The following is a 20,401-nucleotide window of genomic DNA, read 5'->3' as shown; positions in this document are numbered from 1 at the left end:
ACCGTTTTTGTACGCGGTGATGTGGGTGCTGTTAAGGCAGCTACCGATGCTGGTGCTGCAGCAGCTCAGCGCGTAGGTGAGCTTCTCTCCGTACATGTTATCCCACGTCCTGATGGCATGGTTGAGTCCATTTTGCCTGGTGCAAAGTAAGAACGCAAAGCAAAAGTTAGCGCGTTGGATTGCGCTCGATTTGTCTTTGTGTAGGACGTCAATATGAAATTTGTCTTTGTGTAGGACGTCAATATGAAAAGAGTTATGATGCAAGAATTCGATTACGATCTCCAAAGCATCCAAGCAGCACGAGATCTAGCTCGAAAAGGTAAAGTTGCAGCAAATCAGCTTGCAACATATACCTGCGAGCAGATCGATGCTATTTTGCGTGCCATGGTTGACGCTGCAGAGCAAAATGCCGAGGCGCTTGCACAAATGGCTGTAGATGAAACAGGCTTTGGTAACGTTCATGACAAGATATATAAGAATCATATGGCTTCTGGTTTGCTGTATGAGCAAATCAAAACTAAGAAGACCATTGGTGTTATTGACGTGGATGAGGAAAACGAAGTTATTACCATTGCAGAGCCAGTTGGTTTGCTTATGGGCATTACTCCGTCTACCAATCCTACTTCAACAGTAATTTATAAATCGATAATTGCACTTAAGTCTCGTAATGCAATTGTCTTTTCTCCTCATCCTCAAGCTGCCAAATGTACTAACTTAGCTATCAAAATTATGAGTGATGCAGCGGTAGGTGCAGGTGCTCCCGAGAATTGCATCCAGGGTATTACGGTTTCTAGTATGGCAGCTGCAGAAACGCTTATGCATGCACCTGAGGTAGATATGATTATTGCTACAGGTGGCCCTGCTATGGTGAAGGCCGCGTATAGCTCTGGTAAACCCGCTTTGGGTGTGGGCGCTGGTAATTCTCCTGCTTACATTGAGCGTACAGCTGATGTTCATGCAGCGGTAAAGCGTATCATTGCATCTAAAACTTTTGATAACGGAACCATATGCGCTTCTGAGCAAAGCATTATCTGTGAGACGTGCAACCGTGATGCCGTTGTTTCGGAATTTAAGAGCCAAGGCGGATATTTCTTAACTGAGGAAGAATGCGCTCAAGTGTGCTCTTTGTTATTCCGCAATGGTCATGCTATGAGTCCAAAGTTTGTAGGTAGAGATCCTCAGACTATTGCTCGGGCTGCAGGTATTACTATCCCTGAAGGCACCAAGGTACTCATTGGTGAGCAGGCGGGTGTTGGTGATAAGTGGCCTCTTTCCTTCGAGAAGCTTACGTGTGTATTGGCATTTTATACCGTGGATAACTGGGAAGAAGCTTGCGACCTTTCAATTGCTCTGTTGCAAAATGGTATCGGTCATACCATGAGCATCCATACAGAAGATAAAACAATCGTACGCAAGTTCTCTGTCAAGCCTGCTTCACGTATTCTTATTAATACAGGTGGTACCCAAGGTGGCACAGGTCTTTCTACTGGTCTTGAGGTAGCGCTTACCTTAGGTTGTGGAACCTGGGGAGGAAGTTCAATCTCTGAAAATGTTGGCCCTCAGCACCTTATTAATGTAAAGCGTGTAGTAAATGGTCTTATAGAGCCCGATGATCTTGTGGGACATGATGAGGTTTTTGCTCGTTATCATCCTGAGCTTGTGAACAGCTTTGCTCATCACGCAACGCATCAAGTACAGCAAACCCAGGCTTCTTACACGGCTCCTGCCGAGAGCGTGGAGCATGACCTTGGTATTGAGATGCCCGTAGGTCATCAGTCTCCTATTAGTTATTCGGTAGGTTGTAATAGCTGCTCTTCTTTGAGCCAGCCAGTAGCGCCCACCTCTTCCTCAGATGGTGAGATTGGCGTAGATGATCTTAAGAATATGGTTGATGAGCTAGTGGCAGCATTTAGAGGTGGTCATTAAAAGGTTTGTTTGGCGACTAAAGCGAAGAGAAATGCGCTGAACAAGATAAGCCCTCATTAAGACGCATAGGGTTGTGTATGGAAACAATACATTTCTATCAGGAGCTTGATCGTCTTTTTAGCGAGCCAGGTGCAGATGTGATTGGTTATTTGCAAAATCAGCTGCATTTGGCTCAGCTTGAGGGCAATACTGCCATGGTAATTGCAGCGGCAAATGAACTGGGCAGTCTTTTCCGCGTGCGTGGAGAATTTACAGAGGCAGAGCATCTTTACAAAAAGACACTTTTGCTTCTTGAGCGTGAGGATGCAGATGCACTCGTCTATGCTCGTGTGCTCATAAACCTAGGAGATGTTTATGTAGCCTGGGGAAAGTATAAGCGTGCGATTCAAGTTTTTGATAAGGCCGAAAAACTTATGGGTGATGAGCAAGACAATTCATTTGAACTGAGTGCCCTCTGCAATAATCGTAGTAGTGCTTATCGGGGATTGAGACAATTTACACAAGCAAAGCAAGAACTAAAACGCGCTGCACAACTTTTAGAAAATGTGCCTAGTTCTGAAGATAAGCGTGCTGTGAATGCCATCAACTTAGCTCAGTCGCTTGTCGATGAAGGTTGTCTAGTTGAAGCAGGCAAAGTTCTTGCGCCCGCACTCATTGCTTTTGAAACCTTACACCATGGCCGAGATATTCATCGCCCTTACGCTTTGGCTGTGGCGGGACAAATTGCCTATTTACAGGGACGTTATAGACATGCGCGCGCATGTTATCAATGGGCTGCTCAACTAACACGGGAAAAACTGGGCGTATCGCCAACAGTTGAAGCCCTTATGCGTGAAGCACAGCGTATGGAAAAACTCGAACGTACTTATAGGTGGCAAGAGCTGTAATAAGAACACAGCTCAAATATGTTGGATAGAGCGAGAGGAGAGTAAGATGAAAGGGCTTGATATATCAAGGCAGTACTTTGCTGCATATAAGTCTACTCTTTTTGATGGACTCCCTCGTGAGATTACAGATTGTATTGCTATAGGCCTTGTAGGTGCCGGATCTGAGTGTTTAGGCTTTGATGATGAGCTTTCTTGTGATCATGATTTTGGTCCAGGTTTTTGTATATGGCTTCCTGCTAATACGTATGAGATTTGGAAAGATGAATTTATTCATCGCTACGCAGCCTTGCCTTCTACTTTTAAGGGTATGCGACGTAAGGAGAGCGCACTTGCACAGCAGCGTGTAGGCGTCTTTGAGACACAAGCTTTTTATCGTTCCTTTACTGGTCTTGACCAGGTTCCTCAAACAGATACGGAATGGCTTGCTATTCCCGAACAACTGTTGGCAATGGCTGTTAATGGAGAAGTGTTTTTTGACCCCTCAGGATTTTTTACTTCTATTCGCCATGAACTTTTACGGTTTTATCCTGAAGTGGTTCTTCGTAAAAAGGTTGCTGCCAATATGGCTCAAATGGCGCAAGCGGGGCAATATAATCTTTTACGTTGTATTAAACGATCTGATTTTGTTGCAGCGGATGCGGCACGTACAGAATTTCTGTGGGCTACTATGGCAGTTTTACACTTGCTGGCTCGTTGTTATATGCCTTATTACAAGTGGTCTTTTCGTTCATTGGCAGAGCGTGCCTGTGTTCCAAATTCACTTTGTACGCTCATACAACATATTGCACAACTTCCAATAGATGGTCTTGATATACAGGAAGTCGAATATGTATGCGCTGTTGTACTTGGTTCGGTACGGAAATTGGGTTGGACTTTTGCACCAGGAGATTTTTTGCTTGATGCTGCATATGATATATGGCATACGCTCGATAGCAAGGAATTACGTTCACGTCCACTTGGTGAGGGGGCGTATCGTTTATGACACTATCTGTTACGAGAAACCCTAGGAACCTGCAAAAAAATTGCTCTGCTTACCAGTATCAAATAGATGACTATTTTGACTTTCCAGAGGTTACTAGTTTATTGAATGATCTTGGTAAGAGTAGGTTGTTTTGCACACTGCTCAAGAAGGCAGTTTTGCTGGAGTGGGAGCAGTTTGACCTTGTAAAAAGTATTGATGGCAGGGCTGCTTGTCAGGATGACGCCCGCTCATTTTTTATATACCGAACCGCGCAGTATGTAGCATTTCCTGAAGTTTTACTTGATGGCGCAGTTGAAGCACTTGAGCATGCGCAGCAAAATGGCAAAAATTTGATTGCAGAAAAATATGCGCGCATGATGTGTCTGAGCAGTCCCGAAGAATATAAGCGCATGGTATGTGGGAATCTTGATCAGCCTTCACAGGTGAAAAAACAGGTTTTAGATGAGATATATCAGATTTTGAAAGAACAGCTACTTCTTGCAAAGCAAACTCTTCCTGTGACACATCATCATGCTCGTCCTGATACTACTCTTACAAATCATATTTCTTCATTGGATTACTTTATTGCCGAGCTTGTGCCCTTTCGTTTGGGTTCGTTATTTTCTTTGGTAGATGCACTGAGCGATATGACAAAGCGAGGACATAATCCCATTGTAAGAACGTATATTTTTACGATGCGCGTAATGCAAGCAGTGGAGGGGAGGTTGAGCAATGAGTTGTGACAATGCAAAGAAAGAAAAGCTTTATCAGATTGGTGAAGTCAGTCGGATGGGAGGTATTTCTCAGCGTACACTTCGCCACTATAATAAGTTAAAACTATTGGAACCAGATTTTGTGGATGATAATAACTATCGTTATTACTCCTTACAGACGATGCTTAAACTGCCAGTTATTCGCTATCTAAGAATGCTCGGTTTTTCTCTTAAAGAGATTGCCCCCATGCTCAGGAGTAAAAATCTTAGTCAAGTTATGCATAGCTTTGAAAAGCGCCTGGATCAATATGATCAAGAGGCTCGTAAACTTGCCGAGCAGCGAGAAGCACTAGATGATTGGAATCGCCTGGTAAGTGAAGCGAGCTTTGTTCTCAGTGTAAGACCTTTTAGTATTGGCGTGAAATATAAAGACTGTGCAGATCTTATTCATATGCCATACCGCTTTACAGGAAATTATGCAGAAGCAGTTGTAAGCTTGGACTTTGCGGCTTTTGTCGAAAAATGCGATAACGCCATTACTGGCCCTGTGATAATTCGTTTTAATTCATTGGATCAAGCCCGGGAAGCCTCATGCGATGCCGCTCCTTGTGAAGTACATCTGCTTCAAAAGGCCATGCGTCCCATTGCTCCCGAAAATACGTATCGTATGAATGGTGGAATGTACTTAGCTGCGTATCATATTGGCCCGTTTAATAAGTTTTATGAAACATGTAATCGTATGGCTACCTTTGCCAAACGTGCAGGATATCACCTACAGGATGGCTGCTATATGCGATTTGTAACTGATTACTGGACCACCTATGATTCAAATCTTTTTGTAACCGAAATTCTTGTGCCCATTAAGACCGATGAGAGTTCAGCGTCTTGCTCATAAGTTGGTACTCTCAGGGAAAGAAGATATGCAATGAAAGAATTTAAACTTAAAACAGAGCTCTTCTTTGGAATGCAGGCAATACAGCACCTTGGAACACTCGATTACTCTCAAGTGCTTGTAATTACCGATGACTTTTTAGCAAAGTCTGGCATGGTACATAAAATGATTCAATATCTGCCACAAAAAGCGGCGCACCACATCTATTCCAACGTCAAACCAGATCCTAGCCAAGAGTTGGTGGATGAAGGCGTTGAGATGATTTGTGATGTTAAGCCTGATCTTGTTATTTCTTTTGGTGGAGGTTCATGTATTGATGCTACTAAAGCAATTCTTTATTTTGCACATGAACGTGGATTAAAAAAACCGTATTTCTTGGCTATCCCCACTACAGCAGGAACTGGATCAGAAGTTACTAATTTTGCGATTATTACGCGTGGTCCTAACAAGATAGCACTCATAGATGATTTCTTAGCCCCTGATGGAGCATTGCTTGAGGCAGATTTTACTCGCTCTGTTCCCCCTCGTATCACGGTGGATACTGGTCTTGATGCCCTATCTCATGCTCTAGAATCGTATGTGAGCATTGAAGCTACGTCCTTCTCGCAAGCATTATCAGTAAAAGTATTGCGCACCATATTTGAAGATTTGCCTGTTGTATATCGTGATGGTATGGCTATGCGGAGTCGTGAGCGCATGATGGAAGCTGCCTGTGCAGCTGGCATTGCCTTTACCAATGCAGGTCTTGGCATCAATCATTCATTGGCACATGCTTTAGGTGGGCGGTTTCATGTGGCTCACGGTAGGCTTATTGCTGTTCTTATGCCGTATGTCATAGCGTTTCATATAAGTGATTCAAACTATGTTAAGCCGTACAATCAGCTTGCGCGTGAGCTTGGCTTGGCGGATGCACGCGCGCTACTGGAAAAAATTGTACAGTTCCTTCGTACACTGGATGTGGAAGCGTCTTTATCTGAATTGAGTTGTATTGATGCAACAACTTTTGAAAATGAGCTTGTTGCCATGGCGCAAGCGGCTCAGCATGACCGTTGTACACCCACTAATGTTCGTTATGTGTCACAGCAGGACTTAATCAATATATATCGTCTTGCATTTCGCGGTTAGTTAACGGTTGTAAGTCTGTGGGTGTGCTTTATGTAAGGTGTATGCACCGTAGCCCTTGCTTATCTAAAAGGATGCGGTGTATGCGCTCGCAAGCTTTTAATTGGTGTGGGAAATCCTTTCGATAATGGCTTCCACGACTTTCCGTACGTGCGCGCATGGCAACTACGAGTGCCTGTGCTTCAAGCAAGAGGTTTTGTTGGAAGTTGGTACGGGCAAGACAATCATTCCATTCTTGCAGAGTAATCTGTTCTTGCTCATGAATGGGAAGCTCGTCATAGGTGTAGGCTTCATCATGAGCAGTCTGTTGTAGCCAATTGAGTTTTTGTGCCGTTGCAGCAAGTGTTTCTTCGCTGCGATTGAGTACACAAGATTGTTGGATATACATACGAATGGTCTTGATGAGTTCTTGCGCATGCAAGGATGCGGCATTGTCTGTAAAGTGTGCACTTGCATTGCAGCAGGCAGTATGAGCGCACATATATGATGTGGTCGCGTTGGGAGATTGTTTGATATTGCGTGCATGTAAGGCTGCAGTAGTGCCGGATATACGCCCAAATACCAGCGCATTTGCGCTTGACAAACCACCTAATCGGTCTGCTCCGTGCACACCACCACATGCTTCTCCTGCGGCATAAAGGCCTGTTGGTCCACCAATACATCTGCCATCTTCAGCTATAAAGATTCCTCCATTGGAAGCATGTGGCCACAGAGCAATTTCAAGCGTGTCTTGAGGAGTGACTTGAGCAGTACGTGCCAGCCATTCAAAATACGTTTGCATAAACTCGGGGACTTGTGTAGGCATGGTATAGGTAACAAAGGCTGTGCCCGAAGGTTGCTGAGCGATTTCCAAATCGAGCTTTGCATCAGAAAGCCTACAAGAGAAGGGGCCATGCTCTGAGCGAGCATCAAGGGTAGTGGTAGTTGCTTGTGTAAGTACCTGCCCTTCTTTGTTAGTTATACGTGCATATTTAAAGGTTTTCTCGTTAAAAACAACTCCGTGAACAGGATGTATGATGGTAGGCATGAGCTGGATAAACTCGGCATTTACGAGCGAGCAGCCATGTTTGAGTGTAATGGCGTGTGCAGTGGATAGTACTTCTGGTTGGGTAAGTGTGGGACAAAACAAACCACCAAAGCCACCTGTGGCTAGTACAACAGCAGGTGCTTGTATGCTTTTGGGTATATGGGAGTTGTGATCATACAGTAAAGCTCCGGCAATACAATTATGAGACTCAATGAGGTCGAGCAGACTGTGATGGGGAAGCGTGGTAATACCGAGCTTTTTAAAGAGCGTGCGAAAGGATTGTATAAGAGCATCGTGTTCCAATCCATACCAGCGTCGATGCTTATGGTCAAAGCAGGGTAGATAGTCACGCTGTAAAGCAGCAGAAGCGCTTGCATGACGCAGTTTTGTGTGGCACTCATGCTCCAGCCAGGTAATGCTGGACTGTATAGCATGGACAAACGTGTGTACGAGGTGAGGGTCAGCAACCTGGCAGCCAACGGAAAGGATAGTCTGCTCAAGGTCTTTCTCGTCAGCCTCATTAAGAGGAGCAATAAGGCCAAGGCCCCACGTACCCTTATAAAAACTTGAACCAGAAAAAAGTGGCCCATAGCTGGCAAGTACCACCCGTGCGCCCGCTTGAGCAGCGCTTATAGCGGCAGTACAGCCGGCAATGCCCGACCCAACAACAAGAACATCATAAGGAGCGGTGTAGACTGTATCTGCATGCATAAAATATCCTTTAAGTATGTGATAGACAACGTAAATCGTACGGTGCCAGCGCTGTGCTTAAGCGAGCGATATACCAGTTATTGGTTGTTTGAGCTTGAGCCCGCGCCTTGTCTCTGAAAAGTTTGCCTGTATACCCGTTTTATTGCAAATAATGAATACTAGTTTATAGCCAACTTTTGTATTGATGAGAAATTCGCTCTCAAGTGATATGCCAGTTTAGCAAGAAAATAAGAATGCATTTGCCCTATTTCGTCAAGAAATAATCTTTTTTGTACCATGTATCGAATGTTTTAGCCCGCTCAGCGATTATTTGTCCAACAGTTGGTGTATCAGTTGGCATTTCTCAATACTATTAACGCAAGTGCACGGCAAGTTGTAAGGTTTACATGCGCGCGGCACAATGTCTCGCGCGGCGTACTCGAGATTGGAGATCGAGAGATGCTTCACAACGTTGGTATGACTCGTCGTTCGTTCCTTGGCGCAACTTCTACTGCTGCCGCCTTTTTGGGCCTTGGCTTGGTAGGTTGCGGTGGCGAGAAAAAGCCTCAAGAAGTTACCGCAAACACTAACGCCACCATCGCCATTGCTAATGCTTACAAGACCAAGAATTTCCATCCATCTAACACGTCTTCTGCTTTAGCTTGTGGTACTAACTGGCATGTAGTAGAGGGTCTGTATGGCTTTGATTACCGTGATTACTCCATTCATAAGGAGCTTGCAGCTGAGGATGAGCCTACCAAGGTAGATGACACCACCTTTGAGATTGCACTGCGCAAGGATGCTAAGTTCTCTGACGGTACTCCCGTAACCGCAGACGATGTTGTCAAGTCCTTTGAGCGCTGCACTGCTGAGGGCAATATCTATATTCCAATGTTGGCTCCTATTGCTTCAATCGAGAAGAAGAATGATACCACGGTAACCGTAAAGACCGCATATCCCTTCTCACTGCTTAAGCAGCGTCTTGCTATTGTTCGTATTGTTCCTGCATCTATGGATGATGAGACGCTTACCACTAAGCCTATTGGTTCTGGTCCTTGGGCATACGATAAGGTCGATGGTGAAGTACAGGTTACCGCCAAGCCCAATGAGCACTACAACGGTAGCTTTAAGGCTGGCGCTGGTATGATGCAGTGGGATGTTCAGGTGGACGCCACTGCTCGTAAAACCGCCTTTAGTGAGGGCACGGATATGATTATGGAATCCGTACCCGCAGAGGACGTAGAGGGTATTAAATCTGCTGGTGCTAAGGTAGATACTGTACAGGGCTTTGGCTTGGTCTTTATGATGATGAATGCAACCAAGGCTCCCTTTGATAACGTGAAGGTACGCCAGGCTTGCCGTTATGCGCTTGATGTGGACAAGATAATTTCCAATACTTTCTCTGGTCAGGCAGCAGCCTTGAGCAGCTACCTTCCCGAGAATCACGCGAACTTCCACAAGGCAGCTACCGTTTATACTCATGATGTAGACAAGGCAAAGGCTCTTCTTGCTGAGGCTGGTTACACACCTGGCAAGATTACCCTTTCCACTACCGATGCTGACTTCGTAGTTTCCATGTCCGCACAGGTGCAGCAAGATCTTGAGGCTCTTGGCTTTAAGGTAGAAATCCAGAAGAACCAGTCTTCTGCTATGTACTCCGCAATTGACCAAGATCCGCAGAGCTATGACATTGTTCTTGCACCTGGCGATCCTTCCTGCTTTGGTAATGACCCAGATTTGCTTATGAGCTGGTTCTATGGAAACAATACCTGGACCCAGAAGCGCACCCAGTGGGCAGACGATCCTAAGTGCAAGGAGCTTCAGGAGCTCATGGCTAAGGCTGTTACTAAGGAAGGTTCCGAGCAGCAGGATATTTGGAATCAGTGCTTTGATATTATTGCCGAGTACGCCCCACTGTATCCTGTAGTACACAAGCAGGTTAACACTGCTTATTACGAGGATAAGATTGCTGACTTTAAGGGTATTGGTACCACCGGTGTATATACGGTTGGTGCAAAGGCCAAGTAAACCAATCTAGGATATACAGCTATACGCAACATATGTTGCACTAAAGTTTTTTGATAAAGGGGAGGTCTCGAGAACCACGAGGTGCTCGAGACCTCTTTGTGAAAAGCACGAAAGAGAGAGGAGCAGCACAGTGAGTAATCTTCTGAGACTCATTGGGCGAAGGATTATTGCCTTGCCCTTTATGGTTCTTGGTGCAACACTTCTGGTGTTTGTTCTTATGTCGTTCTCTCCCGTAGATCCTGCTTATTCGCAGCTTGGAGAAAACGTTACACCTGAAGCAGTGGCCCAGTATCATGCAGCACATGGTCTCGACGATCCGCTGCCCATTCGTTACGTTCGCTATATGGGAGGTTTTTTGCAGGGAGACCTCGGTACCTATGGCGTTAACAATTCTTCGGTCAATGCCAAGATTGCCGATGCACTGCCTATTACCATGCAGCTTACATTCCTGGGTCTTATCATTGGCGCTGTTTTAGCATTTGTTTTGGGTATTATTGCTGCTTTGTATAGGGATCGTTGGCCCGACCAACTTATTCGTGTTCTTTCGATTTTGTCGTTGGCTACACCTTCATTTTGGCTTGCAGTACTGCTCATTTTGCTTCTCTCTGCTAATTTGCATGCACTTCCTGCATCGGGGCCTTTGCCCACACTGTTTACGCTTGGTTGGTGGCGTCGCATGATTATGCCAGCTATTGCACTGGGCACTCCTTTGTCTGGTCAGCTCACGCGTGTTATTCGTACTGCCATGGTAGAAGAGCTGGACAAAGATTACGTGCGTACTGCTATTGGTGCTGGTATCCCCAAGCGGACCGTTATTGCAAAAAATGTCTTGCGCAACGCACTTATCACCCCTGTTACTACCCTTGGCATGAAGATTGGTTACTTGCTTGGTGGTGCTGTTGTCATTGAGGTCATCTTTGCTCTTCCCGGTATGGGTACTGCAATTACCACTGGTATTCAGGGTAATGAGCCCAATCTAGTACAAGGCGTTGTTATTGTTGTTGCTTTGTCGTTTATTATCATCAACATTGTGGTTGACATGCTGTACATCCTTATCAACCCCAGGATAAGGACGGTGTAATCATGCGTAAAAATCAAGCTGCTGCAGTAGAAGAAGCAGTGCAGAAAAAAGCAAAGTTTGCTGGCTTTAAGCGTATGAGTACCGCTTCCAAGATTTCTTTGGTGGTTTTAGCTTTGGTTGCTTTGAGTGCAATTTTTGCTTCGTTTATTGCACCGCATGACCCCTTTGAGATTTTTCTTGCTCGTCAGGCACCTTCTCCAAACTTCTTGTTTGGTACTGACGATAAGGGCCGTGATGTTTTATCTCGTATTTTGTATGGCGGTCGTTTCTCTTTGGTTATTGGCTTTAGTGCAACGGGTGTTGCTCTCATAGTTGGTTCCATTCTTGGCTCTTTTGCTGCTGTTTCTCGTAAGTGGATTTCTGAGCTCATCATGCGTATCTTAGACGTGATTATGTCGTTCCCAGGTATTGCATTGGCTGCGGTATTTGTATCCATTTTGGGCAATAGCATGCCTGGAATTATTTTCTCTATTGGCTTTATGTATATTCCTCAGATTGCACGTTTAGTACGTGCAAATATCGTGAGCGAATATGGCGAAGATTATGTTCGCGCTGTTGTGGTGTCTGGCGCTCGTGCACCTTGGATTTTATGGCGTCACGTTATGCGTAATTGCATTGCACCCATTATGGTTTATGCAGTAACGTTGGTTGCAGATGCTATTATTTTTGAGGCTTCTCTTACCTTTATCTCTGCTGGTATTCAGGAGCCTACGCCAACCTGGGGCAATATTATTGCAGATGCACGTGGCGGCGTTTTGGCTGGTCGTTGGTGGCAAGCAATGTATCCCGGCATGGCAATCATGATTACCTGCTTGTGCCTTAACATCCTTTCCGAGGGCATTACAGATGCTTTAGTAGCTGCTCCTTCTGCACCCGTGGAAGATCATGATCCTGAGGCAGTGCGTGAGGCAGATCGCCTTGTTGCAGATCCGGTAGCTGCGTATGCTGCTCAGGCTGAGTCTCTTACTAAGTCTCTTACCGCATTGGCTGCCGTAGAGGGTGCACGTACCGATCGTCATGTACCTGACTATAGTGTTGAGCCATTACTGCGGGTTAAAGATTTGTGCATTAAGTTTCCACGCCATGGCGACGTTAATGTAGTAGATCATGTAAGTTTTGATGTGCGGCCTGGCCAAACCATGGGTCTTGTAGGCGAGTCTGGTTGTGGTAAATCCATCACTTCTCTTACCATCATGGGGCTTATCGATAGCCGTGCCCAGATTTCGGGCGAGGTTTTGTATGAGGGCAAGAACTTGCTGGAGATGTCCGATAAGCAGCGCAATGATCTTCGTGGTCATGAGATTGCAATGGTATATCAGGATGCCTTGAGTTCTCTTAACCCTTCCATGCTTATTAAGTCCCAGATGAAGCAGCTCACCGACCGCGGAGGTACTCGTTCTGCTGAAGATTTATTGTCTTTGGTAGGTTTGGATCCTAAGCGTGTTTTGGAAAGTTATCCCCACGAGTTGTCTGGTGGCCAGCGTCAGCGTGTTTTAATTGCTATGGCACTTACGCGCGATCCTAAGCTTGTTATCTGCGATGAGCCTACTACTGCTTTGGATGTGACTGTCCAAAAGCAGGTTATTAAGCTCCTTAATGAATTGCAGGCTAAGTTGGGCTTTGCCATGATTTTTGTATCGCATGATTTGGCCTTAGTTGCTGAGGTAGCTTCCGATATTACCGTTATGTATGCAGGTCAGGTTATTGAGCAGGCTCCTACCAAGGAACTTCTCACCAACCCCATTCATGAATATACACGCGGCCTTTTGGGCTCGGTTATTTCTATTGAAGGTGGCGCTGGTCGTTTGCACCAAGTTCCTGGTACGGTACCCAGCCCTCAGGATTTTGCTCCGGGTGACCGCTTTGCTCCACGTTCAAGCCATCCTGAAGTTGGCATTGATGTTCATCCAGTTTTGAAGGAGATTCCTGGTACTCATCACGTAGTCTCTGAGTTGCCTGACGAGGCTCTTGCAGCTGCAGGACTGACTTCGTTTCTTGAAGGAGGTGTGGCATGAGTGGCACAACTGTCGAGAAGAACATGCCAGTAACTATTGATGACGGCACCATTGATGGTGTAACTCCCATTATTTATCTGGATGATGTACACGTTACCTTCCGTACGCGCACGGGTTCTCTTTTGCACCCCAACCTTGTACACGCTGTTCAGGGTGTAACTTTGCGTCTGATGCCTGGCAAGACCTTGGGCATTGTAGGCGAGTCTGGTTGTGGCAAGTCTACGACTGCAAACGTAATGTGCGGCTTGCAGGCTCCTACTTCTGGTCACGTTTTCTTTAAGGGTAACGATGTAACCAAGCGCACTGCCGCTGATCGCCTTAAAATTGGTCGCGTTATCTCGGTTGTTTTCCAAGATCCTGCAACAGCCCTCAATGCTCGCATGTCCGTACATGATCAGTTGCTTGATCCCATGCTTGTTCACAGTGTTCTTACGCCGGTCGAGCGCGAGCGCCGTGTTCGTGATCTTATTGGCATGGTTGGTTTGCCTTCTAGTTCCCTGGAGGCTTTGCCTGGTCAGTTGTCTGGTGGTCAGCGTCAACGTGTTGCTATTGCACGTGCTTTAGCAATTGGGCCTGATGCCATTATTGCGGATGAGCCCACCTCTGCACTGGATGTTTCTGTTCGTGCACAGATTTTGAATCTGCTTACTGATCTTAAGCGTGACCTCGGTCTTGCTATGGTCTTTATCAGTCACGATATTCAAACTGTTCGTTATATTTCTGACGACATTATGGTTATGAATGGTGGCAAAGTGGTCGAGCAGGGACCTGCAAAGGATATTTTTGAGAAGCCCCAGGATGACTACACCAAGCTTTTGCTCGGTGCTGCTCCTTCGCTGCTTCATCCTAAACTTGGCCAGTAGTTGAGGGATTCATACTCTTAAGATGCCTCGCGTATAGGCGAGGCATCTTTCTAACACATTATGCGGAAGTATTGTAGATGCCTATCTCGTTAGAACAACAAAAGATTCTTGAAGCCTACCGGGGGACCAATCCCATTCCGGTAGATTTTGATGAGTTTTGGGCAGACCGTATGCGTGAAGCAGATGATGTGGCGTTATGTTATACGCTTGAACCTGCAGAGGTGGACCCGTATCCTACGTGTGAGTTTTATAACCTATGGTTTAAAGGTATGGGTGGAGCGCGCCTCTATGCTCGCTTTTTGCGCCCCCTTTTTCATACACCTTTGCCAGTGGTATTACGTTTTCATGGGTATCCTGGGCGTACGCGCAGCTGGTTAGAAAACTGTTCATTTGCAGGAATGGGTTTTACTACCATCACCATGGATAATCCTGGTCAGGGAGGTCGCAGCCAGGATTTAGGTGGCTATAAGGGGTCTACCGTTGCTGGTCATTTGATTGCCGGTCTTGATGGCCCTGCAAAGGATATGTATTACGTGCGCCTTCATCAAAATATCCGTATTTTATGTCGCATTGTGCAAGAGCTAGATGGTTTGGACGCCACTAACGTGCAGGTCTATGGTGATTCACAGGGAGGTGGCGTAGGTATTGCTACCTGCGCACTCAATCCAGATGTAATCAAGCGTGCGGCGATTCTCTATCCGTTTTTGTCTGATTTTCAAAAGGTATGTGAGCTGGGCGCGGATCAAATTGCGTATGAAGGCTTGCGCTATTATGCACGTTGGTTTGATGCAAGAGGCATGCACGCTCAAGAGATGTTTGCGCAGCTCGGCTATATTGATTCGCTTTCATTTGCTCATTTAGTTCGTGCGGAAGTATTGTTTGGTACGGGTCTTGTAGATGAGGTGTGTCCGTTGCCTACACAATATGCGGTGTACCATGCTATGACTTGCCCTAAGCAACACATACTGTTTCCTGAGTTTGGACATGAAGAAATCCCCGCTTTTGATGATATGGTTATTAACTTCTTTTGTGGGGGAGGGTTAGACGCATGTTGCTAGTAACAACAAAGGGTCCACTTTCCACCAATGAGCTGGAGTTTAGTTTAATAGCAGATTATGCAGGTAGTTGTGACTATACACTCCATGCTGTCTATGTTGGTAATCAATCATCTAGAGCTCAGTATGAACATATCGCATTTGTAGCTATGGATGGCACCACCTTGCGTGCGCGTATGCTTACTCCAAAAGACAACGCACAAACAAGTTACCCAACCATTATGTATTTTCATGATATAAGCCAAGGACCTCGTGGCTGGGCGCATCTTACCCGTTGGGTAGCGTTGGGGTATCGCGTAGTTATGTTGGAGCAGCGACTGTGGTCGCATGACATTGCCTCTTGTGGCGGTGGGCAGTTTTTGACGCTCATTAAAGATAGTGTGCTTACCTTTGAGCTTATCTGTCGGTTACCTCAAACCAAAACAACTCATATTGCTGTGGTGGGAGAAGGCACGGGTGCAGGATTGGCACTTGACCTTGCAGGAATTATGGGTTGCCGTGTGGCTAAGCTCGCTCTTCTCAATCCTTGTCCAACCAACATACGCCATGCCTGGCAAACTGATGCAAGTGCTCCAATTTATGCAGGTATTCATAGGTATTTTAGGTATACAGATCCGCAAGCACTCCAGGCAGACAAGCTCTTTGAACAGCTTGCCAAGATAGATTGTATGACCTATGCACCACAGGTTGTTGCACCAACGCTTTTTGGTATTGGTCAGCTTGGTCAAGAAGCGCAAGTTGCTGCTCTGGAAGCTTTATATAATCTGTTAGGCTCCGCAAACAAGAAACTTGTTTCATACCCCAAGTGGGGTTATGAGCGTATTAATGACTTTGAAGACGAGATATTGCAGTTTATTCACTTCGAAAGGAAAGATTCATGAGTGATTTTAAAATTTCTGGCGTCATACCTCCCGTAGTCGTTCCTGAGCTTGAGGACCACACGTTGGACGTGGCTTCTTTTGAGAAGCTCATCAACAGGATGATTGATGCTGGTGTAGATGGCTTGTTTTTCTTGGGATCATCTGGCGAGGTGGTTTTCTCTACCGATGAGGTTCGTGAGCAGATAATCCGTGAGGCTGTTCGCATTGTAAATCATCGTGTTCCTGTGTTGATTGGCATTATTGACACAGAGACGGAGCGTGTACTTGCCCATGGTCGTCAGGCAGAGCGCTTGGGTGCAGATGCTGTGGTAGCAACAGCGCCTTTTTATGCACTGGGCGGTCTAACCGAGATGGCAGAGCATTTCCGCATCTTGGCACGTGAGCTTTCTGTGCCCGTATTTGCTTATGACATTCCTGTTTGTGTGCATACCAAGCTTCCTTGGAAACTCGCCATTGAACTGGGAAAAGAGGGCACCCTTGCCGGTGTTAAAGACTCCTCTGGTGATGACGTTAACTTCCGTTATCTGTGCCAAGAAAACCAAAAGGCAGGCCATCCTATGAGCCTGCTTACAGGTCATGAGATTGTGGTAGACGGTGCCTACTTGTCTGGTGCAGACGGTTCCGTTCCTGGTTTGGCAAATGTTGACCCTGAAGGTTATGTTCGTATGTGGAAGGCTTATCAGGCTGGTAACTGGGCAGATGTCAAGGCAGAGCAAGATAAGCTTAACGAGCTTTCTCATATCTTTGACGTAACGTCTGGTTTGCAAGGTTATGCAGGTGGCGTGGGTGCCTTTAAAACCGCCTTGTGGCTTATGGGCATTTTCTCTACTAATCAGATGCCTCGTCCCGTTAAGGCAATGGAAGGCAAAAATGTAGAGAAAATCCGCGAGGTGCTTCAGGCAAACGGTTTGCTCTAAACAGTAGATAGCGTGTATTTCTTGCACGATGAGGCTGCGTTGGTTTTGGCAGGACATGTAAGAAATAGCTTGTATAAAGGATGAGTTATGGCAGAGAAAATCGCTGTGATAGCTGTAGATATTGGCGGAACAAAGATTGCAGCTGGTATCGTGTTGTTTGGTGATGGTGCCCCTCAAGTTGTGCAGGTCACTCAGGTGCCAACTCATGCAGCTGCGGGTGGTCCTCAGGTATTGGCTACAGTTATACAACAGGTACTCACTACTAAGAAAGCCGCCCAAAGCCAAGGTATTGAGCTTAGAGGTGTTGGCATTTCTAGTGCTGGTGTCATCAACCCGCTTACGGGTGACGTAACGTTTGCCAATGAGATTATGCCTGGTTGGACAGGCACCAAGCTTGCCAGTGAGGTGCAGGTAGCAAGTGGACTTCCCACAAAGGCCCTTAACGATGTTCATGCGCATGCCCTAGGTGAGGCTCGTTGGGGTGCAGGTAAGGGGAGCGCAAGCTGCTTAGTTATGGCAGTTGGAACTGGCATTGGTGGCGCTTTTATCGTTGATAACCATATCTTACGGGGCGCTCATGATGTAGCGGGTTGCATTGGCCATGTGTTATGTGCAGAGGCTGCTGATAAACCCTGTGCTTGTGGTCGTAGTTCTCATTTGGAAACGGTGGCGGCTGGTCCGGGCATTATCAATTCATATGTTGAATTTGGTGGTTCAGCTACCTTGGAAGATGGCACGCCCATTAATGGAGCAGATATAGATAAGCGGGCATTGGCTGGAGATGAAGCCGCGCAGCGTGCAGAGGCTCGCTCTGGTTATGCTATTGGTACTGTGTTGGGTAGTATGTGCAATATGCTTGATCCTCACGCTATAGTGCTTTCTGGTTCGGTGGCTCAGTGTACGTTTTATTGGCATGAGGCTTTGGCTCAAGGTTTTGCGTCTCAGGCTATGGACCCTGTTGCACAAACACCCATCTTGGAAGGTAAGCTTGGTGGCAATGCTCCCTTGATTGGTGCAGCAGAAAACTTCCTTACGCTTGGTTATGTTATAGAGCCGGCAGGTGAGTGAGCAAGTCAGCACGTATAGGGGTTTCTCGCAAATAGTTCTAACAAGATGTACAGGCAACTTTGGTAACTTTTGGAGATGGGTATGAATTCCATTTTAGAGGCAATTCACGGCAAGCTCGTTGTAAGCGTACAAGCATATCCTGGTGAGCCTCTACGCAGGCCAGATATTATGGCAGCGCTTTCTTTAGCCGTGCAAAAGGGTGGCGCTGCTGCAATTAGATGCCAAGGTTTGGCGGATATATCAGCCATTAAAGGTCAGGTAGACGTACCTGTCATTGGCCTTTGGAAGGAAGGTCATGAGGGTGTGTATATTACCCCCACCTTACGCCATGCTATGGCTTGTGTACATGCGGGCTGTGATATTGTTGCGCTTGATGCTACGGATCGTCCGCGCCCTGATGGTCGTACGTTTGAAGAAACAGTAGCAGAGATTAAGAAACAGTCGGATGTTCTTATTATGGCTGATTGTATGACCATTGAAGATATTCGTCGTGGCGTAGCCTGTGGCTGTGACATTGTGTCTACTACGCTTTCTCATAACAAGGCTGCTATTGATACCACTATGGATGAAGGCCCCGATATTCCTCTGCTTAAGCAAGCAGCAACAGAGTTTCCTGGTTTTCCTGTAGTATGTGAGGGGCATGTACATACTCCAGCAGATGCTAAGGCGGCCCTTGATGCTGGCGCGTGGTCTGTGGTGGTAGGTACAGGTATTACACATCCAACATCTATTACCAGTTGGTTTGTTGCGGCAATGCAAAACTAAGCTTGTTGTTTGTTTGAACGTATCAAGAGACATGCAAAAATGACCAGAAGAAAACTTTTCTTTCTGGTCATTATTTTTGCAGCAAAATTGCAGCAAGATGATAGTGCTTAAAATGAGGTATCTGTGGCTTCGGGGTAGTATTTTGCAAACTTGCGGATTTGATTACTTTCAGTTAGAAACACATCAAGCAGGCGTTTTGCACCCTTATCGGCAGGATTATGTTGAGGGTTGACTACCTTATTGGTAGAAATCAAACGATTGACCTCATCCATAAGCTGGGGATCACGAATATATTTTCGCATGAGGGATAGGGGTACTAATGTGTATAAGGCCGGTTGGTTAGCAATTTGAACTGACTGAGCCATGCCATCAATGACGTCGCTTATCAAAATCTGCATGGGGTTAACACCACCAGCGCAGGTATAGTAAGAATTGCGCCCAATGCGGGGATTGCAATCAAGAAAATACTCTGTTCCATCTACGGGGTCACGCTTAATGTCAAAATTGGCAAAACCACGGTAGTTAATGCTTTGTAGCATATGCTCTATCTTGGTCCACAGTTCGGGTTTCTCGCGAATGACCATAGCAACAGGGTTGCCCAGCATTGCAGGGGCGTGATCTTCTAGAAGTACCTGCGCTGCACCCAACAGCTGGGCTTTGCCATCTGTGCCCATGTATATGGTGATAGAGTCCATATAGGTATCGTCACCACCAATAAGATGTTGCACAAGAAAGTCACCGTCAAAGCCTGATTTACGCAGGTCAGTCCAGAGCGTATCCAATTCAGACTGCTTGTTGATGTAATAGACCTTTTTAAAGCCCTTAATAAGCGTGGTGTAATAACTGGCGGATTCTGCAGGTTTAGCAATGACGGGAAAGCTTAACGCGGTGGGAGCAATGGAGCTGGTACCTGCAAGGTGAACTACTTCCGTTGCGGGAACAGCAAGGCCATGTGCTTCACACAGCTGTGCAAAGATTGCTTTATCACACACGGCATTGAAGGCCTCCCAAGAAGGAATGGGGCATACCACATTGGAAGGCAGCTGGTTATGAATGCGTTCAAGCAGCTCAATAAGCTGGTCTGTGTTTGCTACCAAGAGGAGGGTTTTCTCGGCAGCAGAGATGCTCAACTGCGTTAGTGCTTCTAATAAGCACGTATCATCGAGTGTTTTGACGGTATGAGTTGTCAAAATTTTAGAGTGAGAAATGGCACCAATAAAACCCGTATTGATGAGGATGGGCTTTGCTCCAATGGCTTCATTAAACTCACGAGCCAAGGCGTATGCCCCAATGTCGCCCCCAATTACGACGGGTACTATGTCTAAGCGATGTGTGGAGGCGGTCATGGTATCTCCTTGTAATAAGCGCAAGCGTTGCCACGAGCTGTGTCTATTCCCTGTGCCAGACAGATGCTTTGCGCGTTTAAGCAGCAAATATATGGATTATATCATGTGAGGTTTAGTAAAAAGATGGGCATCAAAGCCTCGATAAACGCACAAGTTGGGTAGTA

18 protein-coding genes are annotated in these 20,401 nt (G+C 46.1%); 16 read left to right on the top strand and 2 right to left on the bottom strand.

Features of this window, described 5'->3' with window-relative positions; all coding sequences use genetic code 11:
- From SPD80_RS06955 to SPD80_RS06925, 7 genes are all read left to right on the top strand, one after another.
- Positions 1-150 (top strand): BMC domain-containing protein (locus SPD80_RS06955; protein ID WP_320604508.1); only part of this gene is annotated, 150 nt, incomplete at its 5' end.
- Positions 151-255: 105 nt separating this feature from the next.
- Entirely contained in the window at positions 256-1,926 is a 1,671-nt protein-coding gene (locus tag SPD80_RS06950; RefSeq protein WP_320829096.1) for an acetaldehyde dehydrogenase (acetylating), read from the top strand.
- 77 nt (positions 1,927-2,003) lie between these two features.
- Positions 2,004-2,813, top strand: coding sequence for a tetratricopeptide repeat protein (locus SPD80_RS06945; RefSeq protein ID WP_320604502.1), 810 nt, complete (start codon positions 2,004-2,006; stop codon positions 2,811-2,813).
- Between the two features lie 46 nt (positions 2,814-2,859).
- On the top strand, positions 2,860-3,795 hold the full coding sequence (locus tag SPD80_RS06940) for a DUF4037 domain-containing protein (protein ID WP_320604500.1): 936 nt from the start codon (positions 2,860-2,862) through the stop codon (positions 3,793-3,795).
- The gene (locus SPD80_RS06935) at positions 3,792-4,517 is read left to right on the top strand and encodes a DUF4125 family protein (RefSeq protein ID WP_320829095.1); all 726 of its coding nucleotides are present in this window, start codon (positions 3,792-3,794) and stop codon (positions 4,515-4,517) included. The genes SPD80_RS06940 and SPD80_RS06935 overlap by 4 nt, the downstream gene beginning before the upstream one ends.
- Complete coding sequence (locus SPD80_RS06930; protein WP_320604495.1) at positions 4,507-5,382, top strand: MerR family transcriptional regulator; 876 nt, start codon at positions 4,507-4,509, stop codon at positions 5,380-5,382. Before SPD80_RS06935 ends, SPD80_RS06930 begins: the two co-directional genes overlap by 11 nt.
- Before the next feature lie 30 nt (positions 5,383-5,412).
- Positions 5,413-6,504 carry a 1-propanol dehydrogenase PduQ gene (locus SPD80_RS06925; protein WP_320604493.1) on the top strand — a complete coding sequence of 364 codons (1,092 nt, stop codon included), beginning with the start codon at positions 5,413-5,415 and terminating at the stop codon, positions 6,502-6,504.
- A gap of 28 nt (positions 6,505-6,532) precedes the next feature.
- Here SPD80_RS06925 and SPD80_RS06920 read toward each other — a convergent pair whose 3' ends face one another.
- On the bottom strand, positions 6,533-8,239 hold the full coding sequence (locus SPD80_RS06920; protein ID WP_320829094.1) for an FAD-binding protein: 1,707 nt from the start codon (positions 8,237-8,239) through the stop codon (positions 6,533-6,535).
- 438 nt (positions 8,240-8,677) lie between these two features.
- On the opposite strand from SPD80_RS06920, the gene SPD80_RS06915 reads away from it, so the two are divergent.
- The 9 genes from SPD80_RS06915 (at position 8,678) to SPD80_RS06875 (ending at position 18,891) form a co-directional block, all read left to right on the top strand.
- A complete protein-coding gene (locus SPD80_RS06915; protein WP_320829092.1) occupies positions 8,678-10,246 on the top strand; it encodes an ABC transporter substrate-binding protein in 1,569 nt (522 codons plus the stop codon).
- 130 nt (positions 10,247-10,376) lie between these two features.
- Positions 10,377-11,327, top strand: coding sequence for an ABC transporter permease (locus SPD80_RS06910; protein WP_320604486.1), 951 nt, complete (start codon positions 10,377-10,379; stop codon positions 11,325-11,327).
- A 2-nt stretch (positions 11,328-11,329) separates the two neighbouring features.
- Positions 11,330-13,342, top strand: coding sequence for a dipeptide/oligopeptide/nickel ABC transporter permease/ATP-binding protein (locus SPD80_RS06905; protein ID WP_320829091.1), 2,013 nt, complete (start codon positions 11,330-11,332; stop codon positions 13,340-13,342).
- A 23-nt stretch (positions 13,343-13,365) separates the two neighbouring features.
- The gene (locus SPD80_RS06900; RefSeq protein ID WP_320604506.1) at positions 13,366-14,205 is read left to right on the top strand and encodes an ABC transporter ATP-binding protein; all 840 of its coding nucleotides are present in this window, start codon (positions 13,366-13,368) and stop codon (positions 14,203-14,205) included.
- Between the two features lie 77 nt (positions 14,206-14,282).
- A complete protein-coding gene (locus tag SPD80_RS06895) occupies positions 14,283-15,263 on the top strand; it encodes an acetylxylan esterase (protein WP_320829090.1) in 981 nt (326 codons plus the stop codon).
- Positions 15,254-16,141, top strand: coding sequence for an acetylxylan esterase (locus SPD80_RS06890; protein WP_320604480.1), 888 nt, complete (start codon positions 15,254-15,256; stop codon positions 16,139-16,141). The genes SPD80_RS06895 and SPD80_RS06890 overlap by 10 nt, the downstream gene beginning before the upstream one ends.
- A complete protein-coding gene (locus SPD80_RS06885) occupies positions 16,138-17,058 on the top strand; it encodes a dihydrodipicolinate synthase family protein (protein WP_320604477.1) in 921 nt (306 codons plus the stop codon). Before SPD80_RS06890 ends, SPD80_RS06885 begins: the two co-directional genes overlap by 4 nt.
- A gap of 87 nt (positions 17,059-17,145) precedes the next feature.
- Positions 17,146-18,126: an ROK family protein gene (locus SPD80_RS06880; RefSeq protein WP_320829089.1), complete on the top strand. Its 981-nt coding sequence runs from the start codon at positions 17,146-17,148 to the stop codon at positions 18,124-18,126.
- A gap of 81 nt (positions 18,127-18,207) precedes the next feature.
- The gene (locus SPD80_RS06875) at positions 18,208-18,891 is read left to right on the top strand and encodes an N-acetylmannosamine-6-phosphate 2-epimerase (protein WP_407061947.1); all 684 of its coding nucleotides are present in this window, start codon (positions 18,208-18,210) and stop codon (positions 18,889-18,891) included.
- 107 nt (positions 18,892-18,998) lie between these two features.
- Here the strand turns inward: SPD80_RS06875 and SPD80_RS06870 are convergent, their stop codons facing one another.
- A complete protein-coding gene (locus tag SPD80_RS06870; RefSeq protein WP_320829087.1) occupies positions 18,999-20,237 on the bottom strand; it encodes an ATP-grasp domain-containing protein in 1,239 nt (412 codons plus the stop codon).
- Positions 20,238-20,401 lie beyond the last annotated feature (164 nt).

Origin of the sequence: Atopobium sp. (assembly GCF_034113385.1) — a bacterium.
In the GTDB taxonomy this organism is placed as follows: Bacteria; Actinomycetota; Coriobacteriia; order Coriobacteriales; family Atopobiaceae; genus Atopobium.
Note: the sequence above shows the minus strand (reverse complement) of the source record. Positions and strands in the feature narration are given on the sequence as shown.

Bases quoted from the DNA above. Each gene is read 5' to 3' on its own strand.
- SPD80_RS06940 (WP_320604500.1), top strand. From the start codon at position 2,860: ATGAAAGGGCTTGATATATCAAGGCAGTACTTTGCTGCATATAAGTCT.
- SPD80_RS06875 (WP_407061947.1), top strand. From the start codon at position 18,208: ATGAATTCCATTTTAGAGGCAATTCACGGCAAGCTCGTTGTAAGCGTA.
- SPD80_RS06930 (WP_320604495.1), top strand. From the start codon at position 4,507: ATGAGTTGTGACAATGCAAAGAAAGAAAAGCTTTATCAGATTGGTGAA.
- SPD80_RS06885 (WP_320604477.1), top strand. From the start codon at position 16,138: ATGAGTGATTTTAAAATTTCTGGCGTCATACCTCCCGTAGTCGTTCCT.
- SPD80_RS06915 (WP_320829092.1), top strand. From the start codon at position 8,678: ATGCTTCACAACGTTGGTATGACTCGTCGTTCGTTCCTTGGCGCAACT.
- SPD80_RS06880 (WP_320829089.1), top strand. From the start codon at position 17,146: ATGGCAGAGAAAATCGCTGTGATAGCTGTAGATATTGGCGGAACAAAG.
- SPD80_RS06935 (WP_320829095.1), top strand. From the start codon at position 3,792: ATGACACTATCTGTTACGAGAAACCCTAGGAACCTGCAAAAAAATTGC.
- SPD80_RS06950 (WP_320829096.1), top strand. From the start codon at position 256: ATGATGCAAGAATTCGATTACGATCTCCAAAGCATCCAAGCAGCACGA.
- SPD80_RS06900 (WP_320604506.1), top strand. From the start codon at position 13,366: ATGCCAGTAACTATTGATGACGGCACCATTGATGGTGTAACTCCCATT.
- SPD80_RS06925 (WP_320604493.1), top strand. From the start codon at position 5,413: ATGAAAGAATTTAAACTTAAAACAGAGCTCTTCTTTGGAATGCAGGCA.
- SPD80_RS06895 (WP_320829090.1), top strand. From the start codon at position 14,283: ATGCCTATCTCGTTAGAACAACAAAAGATTCTTGAAGCCTACCGGGGG.
- SPD80_RS06945 (WP_320604502.1), top strand. From the start codon at position 2,004: ATGGAAACAATACATTTCTATCAGGAGCTTGATCGTCTTTTTAGCGAG.
- SPD80_RS06920 (WP_320829094.1), bottom strand. From the start codon at position 8,239: ATGCATGCAGATACAGTCTACACCGCTCCTTATGATGTTCTTGTTGTT.
- SPD80_RS06890 (WP_320604480.1), top strand. From the start codon at position 15,254: ATGTTGCTAGTAACAACAAAGGGTCCACTTTCCACCAATGAGCTGGAG.
- SPD80_RS06870 (WP_320829087.1), bottom strand. From the start codon at position 20,237: ATGACCGCCTCCACACATCGCTTAGACATAGTACCCGTCGTAATTGGG.
- SPD80_RS06905 (WP_320829091.1), top strand. From the start codon at position 11,330: ATGCGTAAAAATCAAGCTGCTGCAGTAGAAGAAGCAGTGCAGAAAAAA.